Below are 20,307 nucleotides of genomic sequence, written 5' to 3'. Positions count from 1 at the left end.
TTCGTTCACCCTTTCAATTCAAAATGATACGAGACGGCGGAAAGGACATACAATGGTGCCGTTTCCGTCCGTAAGATGCGGCGCCCTAGAGCGGCTTTTTTAAAACCGGCATCCGTCAAACGTGCGATTTCTGCTTCAGCGAACCCACCTTCAGGTCCGATGACGACAAGAAGCGAATCGCCCTCTTGCAGCCCAGCAAGCGTCGTAGCGAGGACGGAGGCCTCCCCTTGTTTCGCTGATTCTTCATAGGCAACCAGACAAGCCGTATAGTTCGATGCATCCTGTAAGACTTCATCATACGCCACGAAGTCGACTGTCGGCAAGTGGGCACGGTACGATTGTTCCGCTGCTTCCTTGACGATTTTTTCAAGTCGTTCAATCTTTTTCGGAACCTTCTTCTGATCCCATTTCGAGACGGAACGGTCGGCTTCGAAAATCCGTAGATGATGGATCCCGAGTTCCGTTGCTTTTTGGGCAACGAGTTCGATCTTATCACCTTTTGGCAATCCATGGGCGATCGTCACACGAATCGGTAATTCTGTCTCGATCGGTAGAGTCTCTTCGATCCGGGCAGAAGCCGCTTGTTTATCGAGTGATTCCAGGCGGCACCGGTAAAGACCTGTCCCGTCGAGTACGAGAATCTCTCCGCCGACTTCCATCCGCATGACGTTTTTCATATGGTGTGCGTCGTCTTTCGGGAGATGAAACACATCTCCCTGACGCATCGAGGGCTCGACGAAATACCGTTGCATGTGTTTACGCCTCCCGTTTCGCGATGATCGCGACCCAGTCCTCAAGCTTCGTTGTCTCGACGATCGTAAATCCTGCTTCTTGCATCGCTTGGACGACCATATCCTTCTTCTGACTGATGATACCGGAAGCGATGAAATGACCACCTGGTAACGTCAATGTATAGGCATCCTTGACGAAGAGGAGGATGACTTCCGCTAAGATGTTTGCGACGATCAACTCGACCGGCTCACTCAATTCCTTCATCAAGTCGCCTTGGCGAACCGTGATCTGCTCACTGACTTCGTTCAAAGCGACGTTTTCCGTCGCTGATTTGACAGCGACTTCGTCTAAATCGAGTGCAAAGACATCCTTTGCCCCAAGCTTCGCAGCTGCAATCGCGAGGACACCGGATCCCGTTCCGACATCGACGACACGGTCTTGCTCTTGCAAGTAGTTCTCAATCGCTTGAATACAGAGGACCGTCGTCGGGTGTGTTCCCGTTCCGAATGCCATACCTGGATCGAGCTCGATGATTTTTTCATCCGGCTGTGGCGTGTAGTCTTCCCACATCGGGACGACCGTCAGATGGCGACTGATCTTGACTGGCTTATAGAATTGTTTCCATGAATGAGCCCAATCTTCTTCATCTACTTGAGTCAGCGTGACAGCACCCGTGCCAATCGACAGACCGAAGTTCGTCAATTGTTGGATGTCATGTTCGATGCCTTTGATCGTGTCCGTCAAATCGCTGCTTTCTGCAAGATACGCCTTCACGAGTACACCTTGAGTCGGGTACTCGTCCCGTTTCGTCTCATCCCAAATTTCACCGAAGTTATCTTCGCGGTGGGACATCATCTCGAAATCTTCGACGTCCTCGATGACGACTCCGCTTGCTCCCGCTTCATGTAAGATGTTTGAAACTGCTTCGATGGCTTCTTGTGTCGTATGGACACAGATCTCTGACCATTTCATTTCTTGTCACGCTCCTCTGTAGTGATCACCCTGTAAAGAATGTCTTGATCCGGCTGAAGACACCTTCGTGTTGCTCTTCGACACCTTTTTCATCGCTGATTTCATTGAATTCCCGTAAGAGTTCTTTTTGACGTTCCGTCAGATTCTTCGGTGTAATGACGACGACATTGACGTACTGGTCGCCATGGTGACCGGACCGAACGTTCGGCATCCCTTTTCCGCGGAGACGGAATCGTGATCCTGTCTGTGTTCCGGCTGGAATCTTCAGACTGACCTTACCGTGAACAGTCGGCACTTCGATCTCATCGCCAAGTGTTGCTTGCGCGAATGTAAGTGGCATATCCATGACGATATGATCATCGACACGTTCGAACAGTTCGTGTGCTGCGACACGAACGACGACATACAAGTCACCTGCTGGTCCACCGTTGACACCGGCTTCCCCTTTACCTGCTAAGCGGATTTGTTGCCCATTGTCGATCCCTGCTGGAATTTTGACACGGACATCTTTGTTTTTACGAACGCGTCCGGCTCCACGACATGTTTCACATGGCTCCTTGACGATTTGTCCACGGCCATGACATGTCGAACATGTCGTTTGGTTGACGACACGACCGAACATCGTGTTTTGTTCGACGTTGATGTGACCCGAACCACCGCATCGTTTACATGTTTCCGGATGTGTTCCTGGTTTAGCACCCGAACCATGACATGTACCGCAATCTTCTTCGACTGGGATCGTAATCGTCTTCTCGACGCCTGTGACCGATTCCATGAAGTCGATTTCCTCGACGTATTGCAAATCCTGTCCTTTACGTGGTGCGTTTGGATCTTGACGACGTCCGCCACCGAAGAACATGTCGAAGATGTCGCCAAAACCTTCAGCTCCACTGAATCCACCGCCACCTTGTGATGGATCTTGGTGACCGAATTGGTCGTAACGTGCTCGTTTATTGTCATCGGATAACACTTCATACGCTTCCGATAATTCCTTGAATTTCGCATCCGCATCTGCTTCCTTGTTGACGTCCGGGTGGTACGTCCGGGCAAGCTTACGGTACGCGCGTTTGATTTCCGCTGATGAGGCATCGCGCGCGACGCCTAGTACTTCATAATAATCGCGTTTTTCCACGTGCAGTCTTCCTCTCTCTATTCCGATTCATTTCATACTGTTTGATTTTACCGAACTTCGTGCGACATGGAAAGAGCCAAAGCGCGGATACGCTTTGGCTCTCTCTAGCGCCCGAAAAATCGGTCGGATGAATTACTTGTTGTCTTTCTCGTCGACTTCTTCGAACTCAGCGTCCATGACGTTGTCGTCTTGACCACCAGCTTGTGCGCCTTCAGCGCCAGCTTGTTGCTGTGCCATGTTCTCGTAGACTTTTTGTGTCAACTCTTGGACGACTGTCGACAATTCGTCTTTTGCAGAACGGATTGCTTCGATGTCTGTTCCTTCGAGAGCTTTTGTTACTTTTTCTTTTGCAGCTTCTGCTTTTTCTTTATCAGCGTCAGCGACTTGCTCACCGAGGTCTTTGATTGCTTTATCTGTTGCGAAGACGAGTTGGTCTGCTTCGTTGCGTAATTCGACTTCTTCTTTACGCTTGTTGTCTGCGTCCGCGTTTGCTTCTGCATCTTTGACCATTTGCTCGATGTCCGCTTCAGTCAAACCGCTTGATGATTGGATCGTGATCGACTGTTCTTTGTTCGTTCCGAGATCTTTCGCAGAAACGTTAACGATACCGTTCGCATCGATGTCGAATTTAACTTCGATTTGTGGCACACCACGTGGTGCTGGCGGAATGTCCGTCAATTGGAAGCGACCAAGTGTTTTGTTATCTGCTGCCATTGGACGTTCCCCTTGGAGGACGTGGATGTCAACAGCTGGTTGGCTGTCTGCTGCAGTCGAGAAGACTTGTGATTTCGAAGTTGGGATCGTTGTGTTACGATCGATCAATTTCGTCATCACGCCACCCATTGTCTCGATACCGAGTGAGAGTGGAGTTACGTCGAGAAGAACGACGTCTTTGACGTCTCCTGTCAATACGCCACCTTGAACCGCTGCACCGAGGGCAACGACTTCATCCGGGTTAACCCCTTTGAACGATTCTTTACCAGTGAAGTCCTGGATTGCTTTTTGAACTGCAGGAATACGAGTCGAACCACCAACGAGGATGATTTTGTCGATTTTGTCTGGTGTCAGACCTGCATCGTTCATAGCACGGCGTGTTGGTTCCATCGTACGTTCAACGAGATCTGCTGTGAGATCGTCGAATTTCGCGCGTGAAAGCGTCATTTCCAAGTGAAGTGGACCTGATGCGCCAGCTGTGATGAACGGAAGGCTGATTTGTGTTGAAGAAACACCTGAAAGGTCTTTTTTCGCTTTTTCAGCTGCATCTTTCAAACGTTGAAGCGCCATCTTATCTTGAGCAAGATCGATGCCGTTTTCTTTTTTGAATTCTGCTACGAGATGGTCGATGATTTTTTGGTCGAAATCATCTCCACCAAGACGGCTGTCACCAGCAGTTGAAACAACTTCAAAGACGCCATCACCGAGTTCAAGGATCGACACGTCGAACGTACCGCCACCAAGGTCATAGATGAGGATCGTGTGATCTTCGCCTTTTTCGAGACCGTATGCGAGTGCTGCCGCTGTAGGCTCGTTGATGATCCGTTTTACATCAAGACCAGCAATCGTACCAGCGTCTTTTGTCGCTTGGCGTTCTGCATCGTTGAAGTAAGCAGGTACTGTGATGACAGCTTCTGTGACTTTTTCACCGAGGTAGTCTTCTGCTTGTGCTTTTAGTTTTTGAAGGATGATCGCAGAGACTTCTTGTGGTGTGTAGTCTTTGCCTTCAACTTCTACTTTATAGTCCGTACCCATATGACGCTTGATCGACATGATCGTGTTCGGGTTCGTGATCGCTTGACGTTTTGCGACTTCCCCTACTTGACGCTCGCCGTTTTTGAATGCGACGACAGATGGTGTCGTACGGTTTCCTTCTGCGTTAGCGATGACGACGGGTTCGCCACCTTCCATTACTGCAACACATGAGTTCGTTGTCCCTAAGTCAATACCGATGATTTTTGCCATGATCTATTTCCTCGCTTTCAATGATTGGAATAATAAAGTGCAAGCTGATTACTCAGCTACTTTAACCATACTCGGACGAATCACACGATCGTGCAATTTGTACCCTTTTTGGAATTCAGCGATGACGACGCCTGATTCGTGTTCTTCGCTCGCTTCTTGAACGACCGCTTGGTGTAAGTTCGGATCGAATGCTTCACCGACAGCTGGAATCTCGACGACGCCTTCATTTTGAAGCGTTTCGACGAGTTGACGTTTCACCATTTCGACACCCGTCAAGACGGATTTCGTCTCTTCGTTTTCCGTCTCGATTTGGAGCGCACGATCCAAGTTATCGACGAGTGGCAATAGCTTTTCGACGATGGCTTGTGAAGAATACTTCGCGCGATTCTCTGCTTCGACACGGTTGCGGCGTTTGAAGTTCTCAAAATCCGCACGGAGGCGTAATTCTGAAGCTTTCGCTTCTGCGAGTTGTGCTTCGAAGTCTGGTTTCTCATCTTCGACGAGATCCGCTTGGATGACTTCTTCTTCTGTGACTTCGACGGTTTCAGTCGGCTCTGTCACGTTTTCTTCTTGTTGGAGGTTTTGATTCTGTTCTTTTTCTTCCACTCTGAATCGAGCCCCTTTCTATATTCAATCCAAATTGTTCTTATGCAATTCGGTTTGGAATGCTTGAAGTAGATGGATGATCGAGTTGATTCCCCGATTGTAATCCATCCGTTTCGGTCCGATCAAAGCGAGTGTCCCGATCGAGACACCGTCGACCGAATAATGGGCCCGGATGACGCTACAATCTTTTAATGCATCCACATTGTTCTCACTCCCGATCGTAATCAGGATTTGATTATCGAGATTCGGTCGGAGAAAATCGAGAACGGCTTCTTGCTGTTCGATCAACTCGAGAACAGGTCGTAGTTTTGCGACGTCCTGAAATTCAGGCTGATCGAACATGTTGGCTTTCCCGCCCAGATAGATGAACGGTCGCTCCTCTTGATCCGTCAAGACGAGATCAAGTGCCTTCGAGAGCAACACCGTCTGTTCAGAATGCTCTGAACGGAAGCGACGGATTTCCTCGAGCAGACGACTGCGCAAGGCTGAGAGTGGCGTACCGCGTAACGTCTGATTCAGACGTTCCATCAGTCGGCCCGCTGCTTCCTGGGACAACGCTTGATTCAATTGCAAGGTCTTGTGTTCGACATGTCCCGTCTCGGTGACGAGAACGATGACGACACGACCTTCGGCAAGAGGAATCAATTCCAGATGATGCAAGCGTTGTCCGTCTTCTTTTGGTCCAAGTACAAGCGTCGTGTAATGGGTTAAATCGCTCAACAGGTCTGCTGTGTGCCGAATCAACCGATCATTCTCATTCACGGAATGGGCAAAGAGTGATTTCAATGCCTGCGCTTCTTTTGGTGTGATGCTTTCCGGACGAATCAGATGGTCGACATAAAAACGATATCCGAGTTCGGAAGGAATCCGTCCTGCGGAAGTGTGTGGCTTTTCAATCAGACCCATCTCTTCGAGGTCCGCCATCTCGTTACGAATGGTCGCGGAACTGAACGTCACGTCGTCTCGCTTGGAGAGCGTCCGTGAGCCGACGGGTTGAGCAGTCTTGATGTAATCATCGACGATTGCACGTAAAATCAACAATTGACGATCCGTCAGCACCTTCTTCACCACCTTATTTTGTTAGCACTCACTTTTAACGAGTGCTAATTACATCTTTTACTATAAGGAATTGTCCGTCCGATGTCAACCGAATTGCGTGACCCTTTGAACAGTTTCCCATTCTGCGATACAGTGAAACAAAGAACGGAAAGGATGAATCGGATGATTGAATTATTGGCAATGGCAGGAGTCTTTGTCTGGCTGTTCATCGCGGTCATCGGAACGACTGCCTATTTTTTAAGGAAATCCAAAAAATGAAAAGAAGCAGTATTCCTCTTTTTTTAAGGGAACACCGCTTCTTTTCATTTATTCAAGATTCATTGAACCTGCGCTTCACCGATGAATTCTGCAAAGACTTCGTTCGCTAACGGAACACCGGCTGGCGTTAAACGGATATGTGTCTCCGTCTGTTCGACGAGACCGTTTGGCAATAAACGTTTCATGACATCACCAAACACATCTTCAAACGCTACTCCATATTTCGTCCGGAAACGTTCGAGTGATACGCCATCCTTCATTCGAAGTCCGAGGAACATCTCTTCTTCCATCCGCTCGACGTTCGTCAACGGCGTCTCTTTTCGAACCGGTAACCCTTCCGCCTTGATATAGTGCGGAATTGGTGCGATGTTCGCACGACGCGTCTGATTAATATAGCTGTGTGATCCTGCACCGAATCCGTAATACTCATCGTTTTCCCAGTAGACGCGATTATGGCGACTCTCTTTTCCTGTTTGCGCGAAGTTCGAGATCTCATACTGCGCATATCCACCTGCTTCAATCGTATCGATCATCACTTGGTACATCTCAGCCTCGAGATCTTGCGTCGGTAAAGGTAACTTTCCTTTTCGCTCCTGAATCGCAAAGACCGTATGCGGTTCTAAAATCAATGAATAAGAAGAGATATGCGTGATCGGCAATTGAAGTGCCCGCGTGACATCGTAGCGGACCTGATCGAGCGTCTGATTCGGTAAGCCGAACATCAAGTCGACGGAGATGTTATCAAACCGTTTCGCTGCTGCGTCGAGCGTCTGCGCGACTTTCGCTTCCCGGTGCGTCCGACCGATTCGTTCGAGCAAGCTGTCATCAAACGATTGGACACCAAAACTGACGCGGTTGACACCGCCCGCCTTCATGATATCGAGCTTCTCTTCTGATACACCGTCCGGGTTCGACTCGACCGTAAACTCTAAATCATCGCCTGTCAGGGGCAACAAGTGTTTCTGGATGATTCCCATCAACCGTTGCATCTGTGGTTCATTTAAAGCGGTTGGTGTTCCTCCACCGATGAAGATCGTCTCGAGATGATCCGTCGGGTATTGTTTCAACGTCAGTTCGATTTCGCGTTCGAGCGCATCGAGGTATTCATCAACGGGCTGATTCTTTAAAAAGACTTTATTGAAATCACAGTAATAACAAATATGTTCACAAAAAGGGATGTGGACATATGCGGCGCGTATTCCCATTTCGCCTCATCCTTTCTCTATAAAAACCAAAAAGGGGACGCAAGCGCCCCCCACCTGTTTAATCTTCGTCCATGGATAGAACGGACATGAAGGCTTCTTGCGGTACCTCTACTGAGCCTACCATCTTCATGCGTTTCTTACCTTCTTTTTGCTTCTCGAGCAGCTTCCGTTTCCGAGAGATATCTCCCCCGTAACATTTCGCGAGAACGTTCTTCCGTAATGCTTTGATCGTCGAACGAGCGACAATCTTCGTTCCGACTGCTGCCTGGATCGGCACTTCAAACTGCATCCGCGGAATCAGTTCTTTCAACTTATCAACGATGACTTTCCCGCGTTCGTACGCGAAGTCACGGTGAACGATGAAGCTGAGCGCATCGACGTTCTCGTTGTTGAGCAGGATGTCCATCTTGACGAGACGCGACTGTTGATAGCCGATCAATTCATAATCAAGTGACGCATACCCTTTCGTACTCGATTTCAACTGATCGAAGAAGTCGTAGACGATCTCAGATAACGGTAACTCATACGTGATTTTGACACGTGTCGTATCGATGTATTGCATGTCAACGAATGTCCCACGCTTCTTCTGGCACAACTCCATGATCGCACCGACGTAGTCATTTGGTGTCATGACAGCAGCCTTAACGAACGGCTCTTCGATGAATTCGACTTTTTGCTGATCCGGCATCTTCGATGGGTTATCGACGTGCAAGACTTCACCCGCTGTCGTCGTCACGTGATAGATAACCGACGGTGCCGTCGTAATCATATCGATGTTGAACTCACGTTCGATCCGCTCCTGGATGATTTCCATGTGGAGCATTCCGAGGAATCCACAACGGAATCCGAATCCGAGTGCTTGTGATGTTTCTGGTTCGAATTCAAGCGCCGCGTCACTGAGTTGTAGTTTTTCAAGCGCTTCTCGTAAATCGTTGTATTTCGCAGCATCGATTGGATAGAGTCCACAGTACACCATCGGATTCATCTTCCGGTATCCTGGCAGTGCTTCAGCAGCTGGCTGTTTCGCAAGCGTGATCGTATCCCCGACACGTACATCGCCGACCGTTTTGATCGACGCAGACAACGTTCCAACATCACCGACCGTCAATTCTTGCTGACGTAATGGTTTTGGTGTCGCAACGGCAAGCTCCAGAACCTCAAAGTCCTTACCTGTCGACATCATCCGAATCTTGTCGCCGACTTTAACTGTTCCGTTGACGATTCGAATCGATGCTACGACACCACGGTAAGCGTCATAATAGGAGTCAAAAATCAATGCTTCGAGTGGTGCAGACGGATCACCCGTCGGCGCTGGTACTTTCTCGACGATTTGTTCGAGAATTTCTTCAATGCCGATCCCTGCCTTCGCAGAAGTCGGAACAGCTTCAGACGCATCGAGTCCGATGACATCTTCGATTTCTTGACGGACGCGTTCGACGTCTGCAGAAGGTAAATCAATTTTGTTGATGATCGGAAGGATTTCGAGATCGTTGTCGAGTGCTAAGTAAACGTTCGCAAGCGTCTGCGCTTCGATTCCTTGCGCCGCATCGACGACGAGGACAGCCCCTTCACAAGCTGCAAGTGAACGCGAGACTTCATACGTGAAGTCGACGTGTCCCGGTGTATCAATGAGGTGAAGAATATAGTCTTCTCCATCTTTTGCTGTATACTTCAATTGAACAGCATTGAGTTTAATCGTGATGCCACGCTCACGTTCGAGCTCCATGGCATCAAGTGTCTGATCTTTCATTTCGCGCGATGTCAACGCGCCAGTTTTTTCTAAAATTCGGTCAGCGAGTGTCGACTTCCCGTGATCGATATGGGCAATGATCGAGAAGTTACGAATACTCTTCTGCCGCTTTAAACGGTCTTCATTCGTCATGTTTAGAGTCACCTTACCTTATTTTCAAACGTACATACGGTTCATTATACCAAAAAGCGCTTCACTGTACTATCTCGTTTTGTTTTACCCTAAAAACAAAATGTGAAGATTCCCTAGACGTCGTATTGCTTTTAAGAAAAACGTTTGCTACAATTGTGTTTGTTCTGTTGAACGATAACTGCAGATATGCGAATATAAATCTCGAATGAGTTTTATTGGAGGTGAATCATCCATGGCTAACATTAAATCAGCAATCAAACGCGTTAAAACAGCTGAAAAACGCCGCGTCGCTAACGTACAACGTAAATCGGCAATGCGTTCAGCGATTAAAGCAGTCGAAACTTTCGCAGCTGAAGGTAACAAAGACCAAGCGGTCCTTGCTTTCGCTACAGCTTCTAAAAAAATCGACAAAGCTGCTGCTAAAGGTCTCATCCACAGCAACAAAGCTGGTCGTGACAAATCACGTCTCGCTAAACTCGTAAACGCACTTTAATTCTTTCCGAAGAATACGGTGATGGGTCGCCACTAGGAGGGTTCTCCAGTGGCGATTTTTTTATTTGATCTGAAATGGCGGACGAAGGACTCGTGTGAAACGATTCCTTCGTCCGCCATTTATTGTCTTACTTGTTGTCTAGACGGTCGATCATGACATAGTGAAGACCGATCCCTTCAATGAGGAACGGTTCTCCAACACGTTCTAGTCCAAGACGCTCATAAAAAGGAAGTGCCGTGACGCGGGCGTTACACCACCACGCTGTCACTTGTCGTTCTTTCAATAGACGACGGGCTTCTTCGATCAGCGCCCGACCATACCCTTCACCACGCACCTCTTCACTCGACGCCATACCACGAAGCTGATACGTCGCTCCCGGCGCTTGTGCATGCGATTGTTCCGAGAAACTACCGATTGCAACGATTTGTTGTGCTTTTATCCCGCCGAGATGAAACGTCGATGGCAAGGCATCGTCTGGGTAGATACATGCTTCACGTGGTTGATGCGGACGTAACACATCATGCCGTAATGGGATGACCTCTTCTGCTGTAATGATCTGGACTTCCATCATCATTTGCCTCCTCTTATAGCGTCGCTAAGCGAACGATCAACGCATCGAATAGAATCTTCTTATCACCGCGTCCTGTTTTCATACCTTCATCTGTCGTCGTGATGGCGATGAGTGCTTGCTCGAGCTGCGCAAACGTAAACCGTTTGGCAGACTGGAGTGCCAATTTGATCGCATACGGATGAGCTCCGACTTTTGATGCGATTTGTCGTTCTCCGTATCCTTGTTCTGCTAATCGTTTCGACAGCAACATCATCCGGTATTGGCGTGCCATCAGTCCAAGAAGAGCCAACACTTCCTGACCTTGTTTTTCAAGATCGCGAATCAAGCGGATCGCTGGTTCGAGTTGACGCTTCATCAAGTAGTCCGTTAATTGAAAGACATTGTCCTCTAATGTCCGCGGAACAAGCAAATCAACATCCTCGATTTCGATCGTCGGTCGATCTCCTGCAAACAACATCAACTTCTCAAGTTCATGGGCTAATGTCCCCCACATCTCAGCAGTCAAAAAAATGAGTCGCTCGATTGCCGGACGTTCCATCCGGTAGCCTTTGTCGTTGACAGCATCCAGGACGAAGCGGAACAACTCTTCGGTCGTCGGTTTTTTTGCTTCTAGTACCGTCGCGCGCTCCTTCAATCGTTTGACGACGGTTTTTCGTTCATCGAGCTTTTCTGCTTCGACGATCAAGACGACGACCGCGTAGTCTGCCGGTTGTAGGATATAATCCGCTAACCGTTCGAGGTTATGTTGTTTTTTATCTTTTGCCCCTGTCAGAAACGTTGCAGGTTTTGCAACGACGACGCGGTAGTCGCTTAAAAAGGGTACCGTCTCCGCTTCATCGAGTACCGCATCAAGCGGTTGGTCGTTCAAATCGATTTTCATATAATCAAAGCGTTCTCCATCTGGAAGAGCCGCTTTTACGATTTCACGTTCCCATTCTTCTAACAAGTGTCGTTCTGTTCCATATAATAAGTATAAATTCGCTAATTTTCCGTTGACGAGCCAAGGAGTTTTCATCATTCCCACCACATTTCACAGTTTGTTCTTAACTTCATCATAGATAATCCTCTTTTATTCCGCTATACTAGAAGCGGAATCTATTAAGGGGGAATGCAGCATGGCACATTCAGTACGCCCACCAAGTGAAAACGCGTTCGAGAACGATATTCAATCAAAACGCAACGATGCGCTCGACTCTGCCGTTGGTTTTGGTGCATCATTCGGCTTCTTCGCAGTCTTGTTCATCATCGGTGTCGCAATTAAGTTCTTAAGTCTATAATCAGTAAAACAGCAACCTTGGGGGGTTGCTGTTTTTTTATTTTATCATAGGTTCACAGCCCGCTGAAGAACAAGTTACACTCCCGTCCTCATCCGTTCGAAAGACGATCCGATCTGTCCCGATCCGCTCAAGCACGTCCGGATGCGGATGCCCGTATCGATTTTTTCGTCCGACTGATAAGATGACAATCTTCGGATTTGTCTTCTGCAAGAGTTCTTCACCGGTCGACGTGTTCGAACCATGATGACCTGCTTTTAGAATATCGATTGGTCCAACGCTTAATTCGTCCTCGATTGCTAGGCCAGCGTCACCCGTCAGTAAAACACGTTGTTTGGCAATCTGTGCAAGTAATATGATAGACCGATCGTTCTCTTCTTCTTCTCGTCCAGTCGGTGCAAGTACATGTAACCAAGGACGAATCGTTTGCCCCTTTTGAACGAACTCGACACGCGTCCCAGTTGCTTCGATCGAATGAATCAAATCGTTTCGCTTCTCATCCGTGTTGTCATACGCACCTAAATAAATGGTTTTCACGCGAACTTGACGCAGTAATCCTAGCAGTCCACCGACGTGATCATGATCAGCATGCGTCACGATGAGACCGTCGATTTCTGCTTCTCCTCGTGTGAATAAAAAGGGCGCGACGATATGACTACCCGGATCAAACGGACGGAGCAGTGGATGTGTCGTTTGCTGATAAACACCACCTGTGTCTACGACGAACGTCTCTCCTGCTTTCTCAAGTACGATACTATCCCCTTGCCCAACATCTAAAAACGTGATTTGTTCAGATGCGCGCCACTCCGTGTAACCCCATGCCGTAAGTAAAAGAATCAGCGGGAGCGCATGCCCCCACCATCTCCGCTCAGCAATGAACCAAGCAATTCCCGTTCCGACAACGACGATTGTCAAGACGATCGGAGAAAATGTTGGAACGGCAACCATTGCTAACGGCAGATGTTCCGATAGCTGTAATGCTTGGTCCATCCATTGAATCGCGTACTGATGCGCGATCTGAAACGTCGAACTGAGCGGTAAGAACGGGAGTGTCGCAAGGAGGAAAGATCCCGGCAGAATCACCCACTCAATCCAGCTACCAATCAATAGGTTCAACAATGGCGACCAAATTGAAACCGTCGTCTGTTCAATACCCTGTAAAAAGAGGAGTGTTCCAAACTGTGCCCAAGCACTGATAAGCAGCCAGTTCCAAGGACGACGAACCGAACCCATTAGTCGTCTCGACAGCACAAGAAACAGCGTCAGGCCGACCGTCAATTGAAATCCGATATCGTAAATGACAGTTGGTTGAATCGCCAATTGAAAAGCCGCGACCCCGGCAATGACCTCGACCGGATCTAACGGTTTGTGGAAACGACGACCGAGCAACAGAATGATCGCGACGAGCACAGCCCGCGTGACTGGAGGACTCCACTCCGTCAACCATCCGTAAATCGGCAGTAAGATCAGAACGATATCAAGTCGTTTTTCTTTTGTCATTCTGATTTTTCGTAAGACGTACAGCAGACTAACTACTAAAAAAGCGATATGTGACCCTGAAATGACAATCGCATGTAATAAGCCGAATTTCTTAAACCGTTCGAGCGTCACTTGATCCATTAATCGATCCTCACCAAATACAAGTGCTTCGACGTAGAATGCTTGTTTTTGTGGTAACAATTCTTCTATCCGTTTCAACCATGCTTCACGTACCCGTCTTCCTTCTGCCGCATATCCAAGTGTCGGATGACAGGAATCAAACGAACGGACTTCCCACTTTCCAGCGTAACGATGCGTATGCATGAATTGCAGTTCGTCAAAACCTCCCGCATTCGATTGTTGGCGGACATCGAGCGGTTCCGTATCGACGTGACAGGAGTAACCGATTCGTTCGTATCCTGTCTCATCTTCTGCAATCGTTGCCGTCAATAGAACCGATTGACCGTTGCTCTCCGCATCATAGCGAATTCGATCCCCATTACGCTTACCTGATAAGATGTCAACAGACGAGACGTCGTGCGGTTCAGGTGACAGATGACCCATTCCGATGAATAGACAACTCAGAATGAACAAGAAGAAAAGACGACCGATTGAAAAAGACCATGACTTCATGACAGTAAATAGCATCAGCGTCACTAACCACCAGATCGATTCTTTAATGGCGACAATGAGTAAGAGAACGAACAGCGCATGAAGTGGCATCAGTAGACGATCAGGTAGGATTTAAGCGATTCTAACGTCTTTTCCCCAAAGCCCTTCACATCTCCGAGTGATTCATACGTCGCAAATCCTCCCTTCTCCTCACGGTAGGCCAAGATCGCTTCTGCTTTGGCAGGACCGATTCCCGGAACCTCCATCAACTGTTCCGCCGTTGCCGCATTGAGGTCAATCAATGCTTTCGGTATCTCTGCTTTTGAGCGTTTCGTTGGTTTCGGCTGATCTTTCGTCTTTTTTACCGGCACGATGACTTCCTGTCCATCAATGAGGCGTGCCGCGAGATTCATTTGTCGAATATCAGCTTTCTCAGTCGTCTTTGCTTTTTCGATTGCATCCTTCACTCGATCACCGAGATGGAATTGATAGGGTCCAGGTGCTTCTACCGCCCCTTTCACATCGACCATGATGAGTTTGTCTCGAATCGAGGTATCTTTTTCTACAGGCTCGGCTTTTGCCTCTTGTTGTTTATCCGTTAAGGACGGTTGATCGACCATCGCTTCATTCAAACAAGAGGGTAATGGTACGAACAATAAAATGATGAGTAGCAGGACGACGACGAGACCTGCGATTTGTTGCAAACGTGGAACGGTCAAGACGAATCCCTCCTTTTTCCACGACTCTAACAGGTCGCTACGGACTTCAGGAAACGAAGGAATACGCACTAACCACTCTTTTACAACATGATACGGTGTGTTATGTCGGATAAAGGTCATATCATCCATACCGTTACTTTGAATTAGCATCTGTTTGACGAACAAAAAATCCGTCTCCTTCAAGCAACACGAACGTGTATCGCTTAAAGAAGACGGATGAGATCACTTTTACATTTTTTCAGCAACGAAGAAAATCCGCTCGGCCGTCTCAGAAGGAGCATCCGGTCCAAAATCGCCTGTGACCGCGAGGACCCGGAATCCGGCGTCGCGTAACCACGTCACGTACTGTGCTGGAGGATACGTCCGCTGATGATGCGTTTCATCGACACGCTCATAGCGACCGTCCTCTTCCTCGATGAAAAAAGTCAGTTCATGGACGACAGAAAGCGGTGCTTCACCAGGATCAGCGAACCAGATATACGAACTTTGCTCCGCATGTGTCGCATATGTCTTTCCATTGAACAACGTTTCCATCTTGTATGGAGAGTGTGTATCAAATAAGAGACGTCCACCCTCTTTGAGGATTGCTGCTACATGTGTAAACGTCTGTTTGACATCCTCTTCCGTCCGGAGATAGTTCAAGGAGTCGCATAGGATCGTCACGGCATCGACAGGTGTCGGCAATTCGATTTCGCGCATGTCTTGCGCCCAGAATTGAATGCGTAATCCCTCTTCCATCGCTTTTTCCTGCGCGACTTCGAGCATCTCTTCCGATAAATCGATTCCGAGCATGTCATAGTGTGCCGCTAATGCAAGTGTCGCCGTACCCGTTCCACATCCGATATCAGCAATCGTACTGCCAGTCGGAACGTATGCTTTGACCCAGTCGACCCATTGATCGTACGGGACGTCTTGCATCAATTCATCATAGATGTAGGCGAACTGTTCGTATGCCATTAGTTGACCTCGACTTCAACCTTTGGAGCATCTGCCCAGAGTTTTTCGAGATTATAGTAATCACGATCGTCACGGTGGAAGACGTGAACGACGACGTTTTCAAGATCCGCTAACACCCAACGTGCCGCATCGAATCCTTCGAGACGTTTGATCGGCAGGTTATGTTCGTGCGCGACTTCTTTGAGTTCACGTGCAATTGCCTGTACTTGTTTTTCTGAATTCCCTTCACAGATGACGAAGTAGTCGGCAACTGGTGAGATGCTCGACATATTCAGGACGACGATATCTTCAGCGCGTTTATCGTCGATGGCATTTACGATTAATTGTAATTCTTGTTCGACTGTCATAGGACGGTCCCCTTTCGTTTGGCCGCGACGAAGGCATTATAAGTCTCAATCGTACGCGGAAAGATGATGGCTTGTTTTTTACATAAAAAATGAATCGTCTGACTGAGTGTTGCAATGACAGCGTCCGTCAAATCCTGCTCCGCTACTTCACGAAGCGCTTCGACACCTGGATAACTGCGATTTGGTTCAATCGCATCCGCGACGAAGATGATTTGATCGAGCAACGGCATACCGGGTGCCCCCGTCGTGTGATTTGCGATGGCCTGATAAATCACGTCTGAATCAAGACCAAGTTCTCGACGGATAAGCTCCGCACCTACTGGCGCATGAAGCAGTTCGTCATCATAATCGAGTAAAACCCGTTGATTCAATTCAACGGCAATCGAACGCATCTCATTCGTATCGCGGTATTTCGCATAATCATGAAGCATAGCAGCAAGTGTTGCTTCTTCTTCGTCAACACCATATTTAAGAGCTAAGTGTCGCGCTGTCTCGACGACACCTAATGTGTGCACATAGCGTCGCTCAGGCAACGTACGCTCAATGATTTGACGTGCTTCTTCAAGGCGCATATAGATTCCACTCCTCAATCCGTTGTCGAACGGCTTCCGGTACAAGGTAGCGAATGCTCCGTCCGCGCGCGACCCGTTGCCGGATATCCGTCGAAGAAATTTCTAGCAATGGCATATCGACCGCTTTCACACGGGCACCACGCGGAATCAGATACCGACTGCCCGGTCGAGCGACGGCACCAAAGACGACTTCCTCGTATAACCGTTCGGCTTGATACCACGTATCGAGACTCACAAGTGAATCCGCACCGATCAGAAACAGAAACTCATGCTCTGGGTACCGATGCTTGAGTGCACGAATCGTATCATACGTATAGGAAGGCTCTTTCCGCTCAAACTCAATTGCCGAGACGGAAAAAGCCGGATTCAATGCAATTGCTTCTTCTACAAGACGTAGACGCTTCGTTGCATCTGTGACAGTACGTTGTTTATGCGGTGGCACATTCGCCGGTAAAAACCAGACCGCATCGAGTTCGAGTTGTTCCTGCGCTTGTTCGGCAATCAGGAGATGACCGATATGCGGAGGATCGAACGTTCCGCCCATCAGTCCGATTTTCATCGTGGCAATTCGAGCGTCTTGTTCTCTTTTGATTCTTTATAGAGAACGATGACTTTTCCGATGACTTGAACGAGTTCAGCATTCGTTCCTGCGACGAGTTCTTGTGCGACATCCTTCGGTGCGTCCGTACAATTTTGCAATACTTGTACTTTCAAGAGTTCCCGTTTTTCGAGCGCATCCATCAAATCAGCGCACATCGCTTCTCCGACTCCATTTTTACCGACTTGGAAAATCGGGTTTAAGTCGTGAGCTGTCGCGCGTAAAAAACGTTTTTGTTTACCTGTTAACATGATTAAAATTCCTCCAATTGCTTTCGTATCACCTGCTCGCCAAGTGCAAGGTCAGGTGCTTGTCCGGTGAAGCGTTCAAATGCTTCAGCCGCTTGTAAGACGAACATCGGGACGCCGTCAAGTGTGTCGAGACCTTTTTCGGTCGCTTCACGCAATAGACGGGTCGGCGTCGGTCGATAAATAATATCACAAATCAAGGCGTGCGTCTCCGTCAATTCGATCGGACGCGCCTCGATATGTGGCGCCATCCCGACAGAAGTCGTATTGATGATGACGTCATAGCTTGTTAAATCAAATGTTTCTTGCCATGGTAGAACGGTTGCTCCGAATTCATCGGCAACTGCCTTAGAGCGTTCTTCTGTACGATTCGTAATCGTCACATCTCCGGGCAACGCAGCAATGATGCCTCGCGCCGCACCGCCCGCACCAAGAACGAGCGTCTTTTGAAATGACGGACGACGTTCTGTCAACGCGCGGACGAATCCGATTCCATCTGTATTCGCACCAATCAACTGCCCATCCTGCCGATATACCGTATTCACGGCGCCTGCTTTTTGAGCTGCCGGCTCTAGCCGATCCAGATACGGAATGATTGCTGTTTTATGCGGAATCGTCACATTGATTCCGTCTAGCTGATGTGTGCGTAATTTCGTAATGATTTGCGGCAATTGCTGCTCCGTTACATCGATGAGGTCATAACAGCCGAAAAGCCCAGCCGCTTCCAGCCAAGCTGTATGCAGCTCAGGTGAAAGTGAATGGGCAATCGGATGACCGATGACGGCAAAGCGCATCAGACGAGCGCCTCACGTAAGGATACAGCGACACCTTTCGGGGCGTAAGCAGCGACACGTCCACCTTTTCCGTGAACCGCAACCCACCCGAGTCCACTGAAGACGATATCCGTCTTCATGTTGTCGCGGAGGCTGAATTCATGACGGACAAGCGGCGGTAGCATCTCACGCGTCTTTTCGTTTGGCGGAGACAACAGCTCACCGTTGTGGTTCGCATATAAATCGTCTGCCTTTTCAAGCTTCGTCCGGTGAACTTTCAATTCGTTCGACATGTAGATGACGAATGAACGCTTGTTCCCTTCCATATAGTCCAATCGTGCAAGACCTCCGAAGAAGAGTGTCTGTTGCGGATGGATTTGGAAGACTTGTGGCTTGATCTCTTTTTTCGGTGTGATCAGCTTCAAGTCCTTTGCATCAACATAGTGAGCCATCTGATGATGATTGATGATCCCTGGTGTATCATACAAGTTACAGTTATCGTCGAGTGGAATGTCGATCAAGTCTAGTGTCGTTCCTGGGAAGTGACTGACCGTGATGACGGCTTCATCTTCTTCACCGAAGCGTTTGATGACTTGGTTGATCAGCGTCGATTTCCCGACGTTCGTACAACCAACGACATAGACGTCGCGACCTTTTCGATAATAATCGATTTTTTCAGCGAGTTCATCGACTCCGTGCCCTTTTTTCGCACTGATCAGATGAACGTCGACTGGACGTAATCCAAGTTCTTTCGATGCTTGACGCATCCAGTTCATGAGACGGTTCGGGTTGAGTGACTTCGGTAATAAATCGGCTTTGTTCCCGACGAGTAAGACGTCGTTTTTACCGACGAACCGATGTAATCCCGGTAACCAGCTTCCATTAAAATCGAAGATATCAACGATTTTAACGACAAGTGCATCTTTTTGACCGATTCCGTCTAAGATTTTAACGAAATCATCGTCCGATAACGATACATCTTGAATTTGATTGTAGTGCTTTAATTTAAAGCAACGTTGGCAAATGACCATTTCACGATCAAGTGCAGATTTAGGTGCGTACCCTGGTGCTTTTGTGTCTTCCGTTTGAATGGCGACACCACAGCCAGCGCAGTGGATTTCTTCGATCATATTATGTTGAGCCGCATGCGGGAACGATATCCCTTCTCTTTTCACCGTAGCGCCCTGCTCGCTACTCCAAGAGCGTAACTTCCGACCTCTCGCCGTACATGTTGCGACTGCTGCCTTCCCTTTCATCTACCGATCTGACAGGGTTATTGTTGCTTATCCTGACGAAGTGTTTCGATCGGATGCTCCAGTGCAGAAGGATCTTCCTTGACGCGTTGTGTCAATTTATAGATTCCTTTGCGTTTCATCCGGCGGAAAATGACACGTTCCATCAGGCGATTGAATTTCGTGACGACACCGTCCGTCTTAACGACAGGTTGAACGTGGATGACTTCGATTCCAACGGAGTTTGCACCGAGTACATCCGTAAAGAGTTGGTCTCCTAAGAAGACAACTTCCTTCGCGTGATAACCGAATTCCGTCAGTGCCCGTTTAAACCCGATAGGAAGCGGTTTTCGAGCAGGCGCAATATAATGCAATCCGAGTGGATCCGCGAACTTCTTGACGCGGTCTCCGTTATTGTTCGATACGATGATGACGTCGAAACCAAATTGATTATTCACCATATCCAGCCAAGCAACCAATTCGTCTGGAGCATCTGCGATATTCCATGCGACGAGCGTATTATCAAGATCGGTCAAAATCGCTTTGACACCGTTTCGTTTGAGCATTTCAAGGTCGATATCGTAGATCGAAGCCACGAAATGTTTCGGATAAAGTCGTTTGAACAAG

The 20,307-nt window shown here is 48.3% G+C and carries 22 protein-coding genes; 2 read left to right on the top strand and 20 right to left on the bottom strand.

Translation table 11 applies throughout. The features are described 5' to 3' along the window. Positions 1 to 5: 5 nt before the first annotated feature. The 8 genes from ITJ88_RS10360 to lepA form a co-directional block, all read right to left on the bottom strand. Positions 6 to 752, bottom strand: a complete 747-nt coding sequence (locus tag ITJ88_RS10360) for a 16S rRNA (uracil(1498)-N(3))-methyltransferase (protein WP_195865614.1) — start codon at positions 750 to 752, stop codon at positions 6 to 8. A gap of 4 nt (positions 753 to 756) precedes the next feature. Further along, positions 757 to 1,704 carry a 50S ribosomal protein L11 methyltransferase gene (prmA, locus tag ITJ88_RS10355; protein ID WP_029341002.1) on the bottom strand — a complete coding sequence of 316 codons (948 nt, stop codon included), beginning with the start codon at positions 1,702 to 1,704 and terminating at the stop codon, positions 757 to 759. 25 nt (positions 1,705 to 1,729) lie between these two features. Further along, positions 1,730 to 2,836: a molecular chaperone DnaJ gene (dnaJ, locus tag ITJ88_RS10350; protein WP_023467442.1), complete on the bottom strand. Its 1,107-nt coding sequence runs from the start codon at positions 2,834 to 2,836 to the stop codon at positions 1,730 to 1,732. A gap of 132 nt (positions 2,837 to 2,968) precedes the next feature. Next, entirely contained in the window at positions 2,969 to 4,795 is a 1,827-nt protein-coding gene (dnaK, locus tag ITJ88_RS10345) for a molecular chaperone DnaK (protein WP_035398411.1), read from the bottom strand. A gap of 48 nt (positions 4,796 to 4,843) precedes the next feature. Next, positions 4,844 to 5,401 (bottom strand): nucleotide exchange factor GrpE, encoded by a 558-nt coding sequence (grpE, locus tag ITJ88_RS10340; protein WP_023467440.1) that lies wholly within the window; start codon positions 5,399 to 5,401, stop codon positions 4,844 to 4,846. A gap of 24 nt (positions 5,402 to 5,425) precedes the next feature. Next, on the bottom strand, positions 5,426 to 6,460 hold the full coding sequence (hrcA, locus tag ITJ88_RS10335) for a heat-inducible transcriptional repressor HrcA (RefSeq protein ID WP_195865613.1): 1,035 nt from the start codon (positions 6,458 to 6,460) through the stop codon (positions 5,426 to 5,428). A gap of 317 nt (positions 6,461 to 6,777) precedes the next feature. Continuing rightward, entirely contained in the window at positions 6,778 to 7,923 is a 1,146-nt protein-coding gene (hemW, locus tag ITJ88_RS10330; protein ID WP_195865612.1) for a radical SAM family heme chaperone HemW, read from the bottom strand. A gap of 58 nt (positions 7,924 to 7,981) precedes the next feature. Next, positions 7,982 to 9,805, bottom strand: coding sequence for a translation elongation factor 4 (gene lepA / locus ITJ88_RS10325; protein ID WP_087679802.1), 1,824 nt, complete (start codon positions 9,803 to 9,805; stop codon positions 7,982 to 7,984). Between the two features lie 232 nt (positions 9,806 to 10,037). Here lepA and rpsT point away from each other — a divergent pair, with 232 nt between their 5' ends. After that, positions 10,038 to 10,298, top strand: coding sequence for a 30S ribosomal protein S20 (rpsT, locus tag ITJ88_RS10320; protein WP_023467434.1), 261 nt, complete (start codon positions 10,038 to 10,040; stop codon positions 10,296 to 10,298). Between the two features lie 127 nt (positions 10,299 to 10,425). Here rpsT and ITJ88_RS10315 read toward each other — a convergent pair whose 3' ends face one another. Both ITJ88_RS10315 and holA read right to left on the bottom strand, forming a co-directional pair. Continuing rightward, positions 10,426 to 10,869 carry a GNAT family N-acetyltransferase gene (locus ITJ88_RS10315; RefSeq protein WP_230088804.1) on the bottom strand — a complete coding sequence of 148 codons (444 nt, stop codon included), beginning with the start codon at positions 10,867 to 10,869 and terminating at the stop codon, positions 10,426 to 10,428. Between the two features lie 13 nt (positions 10,870 to 10,882). Further along, the gene (gene holA / locus ITJ88_RS10310) at positions 10,883 to 11,884 is read right to left on the bottom strand and encodes a DNA polymerase III subunit delta (RefSeq protein WP_023467432.1); all 1,002 of its coding nucleotides are present in this window, start codon (positions 11,882 to 11,884) and stop codon (positions 10,883 to 10,885) included. A 100-nt stretch (positions 11,885 to 11,984) separates the two neighbouring features. On the opposite strand from holA, the gene ITJ88_RS10305 reads away from it, so the two are divergent. After that, positions 11,985 to 12,146: a YqzM family protein gene (locus tag ITJ88_RS10305; protein WP_023467431.1), complete on the top strand. Its 162-nt coding sequence runs from the start codon at positions 11,985 to 11,987 to the stop codon at positions 12,144 to 12,146. A 36-nt stretch (positions 12,147 to 12,182) separates the two neighbouring features. Here ITJ88_RS10305 and ITJ88_RS10300 read toward each other — a convergent pair whose 3' ends face one another. The 10 genes from ITJ88_RS10300 to ITJ88_RS10255 all read right to left on the bottom strand — a co-directional run bounded on the left by ITJ88_RS10300 (position 12,183) and on the right by ITJ88_RS10255 (position 20,306). Further along, positions 12,183 to 14,345, bottom strand: a complete 2,163-nt coding sequence (locus ITJ88_RS10300; RefSeq protein ID WP_195865611.1) for a DNA internalization-related competence protein ComEC/Rec2 — start codon at positions 14,343 to 14,345, stop codon at positions 12,183 to 12,185. Then, positions 14,345 to 14,953 carry a helix-hairpin-helix domain-containing protein gene (locus ITJ88_RS10295; protein WP_195865708.1) on the bottom strand — a complete coding sequence of 203 codons (609 nt, stop codon included), beginning with the start codon at positions 14,951 to 14,953 and terminating at the stop codon, positions 14,345 to 14,347. The genes ITJ88_RS10300 and ITJ88_RS10295 overlap by 1 nt, the downstream gene beginning before the upstream one ends. Positions 14,954 to 15,181: 228 nt before the next feature. Next, positions 15,182 to 15,910 carry a class I SAM-dependent DNA methyltransferase gene (locus tag ITJ88_RS10290; RefSeq protein ID WP_195865610.1) on the bottom strand — a complete coding sequence of 243 codons (729 nt, stop codon included), beginning with the start codon at positions 15,908 to 15,910 and terminating at the stop codon, positions 15,182 to 15,184. Further along, positions 15,910 to 16,257, bottom strand: a complete 348-nt coding sequence (rsfS, locus tag ITJ88_RS10285; RefSeq protein ID WP_023467427.1) for a ribosome silencing factor — start codon at positions 16,255 to 16,257, stop codon at positions 15,910 to 15,912. The genes ITJ88_RS10290 and rsfS overlap by 1 nt, the downstream gene beginning before the upstream one ends. Continuing rightward, the gene (gene yqeK / locus ITJ88_RS10280) at positions 16,254 to 16,829 is read right to left on the bottom strand and encodes a bis(5'-nucleosyl)-tetraphosphatase (symmetrical) YqeK (protein WP_149426926.1); all 576 of its coding nucleotides are present in this window, start codon (positions 16,827 to 16,829) and stop codon (positions 16,254 to 16,256) included. The genes rsfS and yqeK overlap by 4 nt, the downstream gene beginning before the upstream one ends. Next, positions 16,819 to 17,388, bottom strand: coding sequence for a nicotinate-nucleotide adenylyltransferase (nadD, locus tag ITJ88_RS10275; protein WP_035409307.1), 570 nt, complete (start codon positions 17,386 to 17,388; stop codon positions 16,819 to 16,821). Before nadD ends, yqeK begins: the two co-directional genes overlap by 11 nt. Next, positions 17,385 to 17,678: a ribosome assembly RNA-binding protein YhbY gene (gene yhbY, locus ITJ88_RS10270; protein ID WP_195865609.1), complete on the bottom strand. Its 294-nt coding sequence runs from the start codon at positions 17,676 to 17,678 to the stop codon at positions 17,385 to 17,387. The genes nadD and yhbY overlap by 4 nt, the downstream gene beginning before the upstream one ends. A gap of 2 nt (positions 17,679 to 17,680) precedes the next feature. Continuing rightward, positions 17,681 to 18,469 carry a shikimate dehydrogenase gene (gene aroE / locus ITJ88_RS10265; RefSeq protein WP_058265063.1) on the bottom strand — a complete coding sequence of 263 codons (789 nt, stop codon included), beginning with the start codon at positions 18,467 to 18,469 and terminating at the stop codon, positions 17,681 to 17,683. Next, the gene (yqeH, locus tag ITJ88_RS10260; protein ID WP_023467421.1) at positions 18,469 to 19,578 is read right to left on the bottom strand and encodes a ribosome biogenesis GTPase YqeH; all 1,110 of its coding nucleotides are present in this window, start codon (positions 19,576 to 19,578) and stop codon (positions 18,469 to 18,471) included. The genes aroE and yqeH overlap by 1 nt, the downstream gene beginning before the upstream one ends. Before the next feature lie 143 nt (positions 19,579 to 19,721). Next, positions 19,722 to 20,306, bottom strand: a complete 585-nt coding sequence (locus ITJ88_RS10255; RefSeq protein WP_195865608.1) for a YqeG family HAD IIIA-type phosphatase — start codon at positions 20,304 to 20,306, stop codon at positions 19,722 to 19,724. Position 20,307: the final 1 nt, after the last annotated feature.

This window comes from Exiguobacterium abrahamii (assembly GCF_015645365.1).
Taxonomy (GTDB): Bacteria; Bacillota; Bacilli; order Exiguobacteriales; family Exiguobacteriaceae; genus Exiguobacterium_A; species Exiguobacterium_A abrahamii.
This window is presented reverse-complemented; position numbering and strand designations above follow the sequence as displayed.

Bases quoted from the DNA above. Each gene is read 5' to 3' on its own strand.
- ITJ88_RS10360 (WP_195865614.1), bottom strand. From the start codon at position 752: ATGCAACGGTATTTCGTCGAGCCCTCGATGCGTCAGGGAGATGTGTTT.
- prmA (WP_029341002.1), bottom strand. From the start codon at position 1,704: ATGAAATGGTCAGAGATCTGTGTCCATACGACACAAGAAGCCATCGAA.
- dnaK (WP_035398411.1), bottom strand. From the start codon at position 4,795: ATGGCAAAAATCATCGGTATTGACTTAGGGACAACGAACTCATGTGTT.
- hemW (WP_195865612.1), bottom strand. From the start codon at position 7,923: ATGGGAATACGCGCCGCATATGTCCACATCCCTTTTTGTGAACATATT.
- lepA (WP_087679802.1), bottom strand. From the start codon at position 9,805: ATGACGAATGAAGACCGTTTAAAGCGGCAGAAGAGTATTCGTAACTTC.
- rpsT (WP_023467434.1), top strand. From the start codon at position 10,038: ATGGCTAACATTAAATCAGCAATCAAACGCGTTAAAACAGCTGAAAAA.
- ITJ88_RS10315 (WP_230088804.1), bottom strand. From the start codon at position 10,869: ATGATGGAAGTCCAGATCATTACAGCAGAAGAGGTCATCCCATTACGG.
- holA (WP_023467432.1), bottom strand. From the start codon at position 11,884: ATGAAAACTCCTTGGCTCGTCAACGGAAAATTAGCGAATTTATACTTA.
- ITJ88_RS10305 (WP_023467431.1), top strand. From the start codon at position 11,985: ATGGCACATTCAGTACGCCCACCAAGTGAAAACGCGTTCGAGAACGAT.
- ITJ88_RS10300 (WP_195865611.1), bottom strand. From the start codon at position 14,345: ATGCCACTTCATGCGCTGTTCGTTCTCTTACTCATTGTCGCCATTAAA.
- ITJ88_RS10290 (WP_195865610.1), bottom strand. From the start codon at position 15,910: ATGGCATACGAACAGTTCGCCTACATCTATGATGAATTGATGCAAGAC.
- rsfS (WP_023467427.1), bottom strand. From the start codon at position 16,257: ATGACAGTCGAACAAGAATTACAATTAATCGTAAATGCCATCGACGAT.
- yqeK (WP_149426926.1), bottom strand. From the start codon at position 16,829: ATGCGCCTTGAAGAAGCACGTCAAATCATTGAGCGTACGTTGCCTGAG.
- nadD (WP_035409307.1), bottom strand. From the start codon at position 17,388: ATGAAAATCGGACTGATGGGCGGAACGTTCGATCCTCCGCATATCGGT.
- yhbY (WP_195865609.1), bottom strand. From the start codon at position 17,678: ATGTTAACAGGTAAACAAAAACGTTTTTTACGCGCGACAGCTCACGAC.
- aroE (WP_058265063.1), bottom strand. From the start codon at position 18,469: ATGCGCTTTGCCGTCATCGGTCATCCGATTGCCCATTCACTTTCACCT.
- yqeH (WP_023467421.1), bottom strand. From the start codon at position 19,578: ATGATCGAAGAAATCCACTGCGCTGGCTGTGGTGTCGCCATTCAAACG.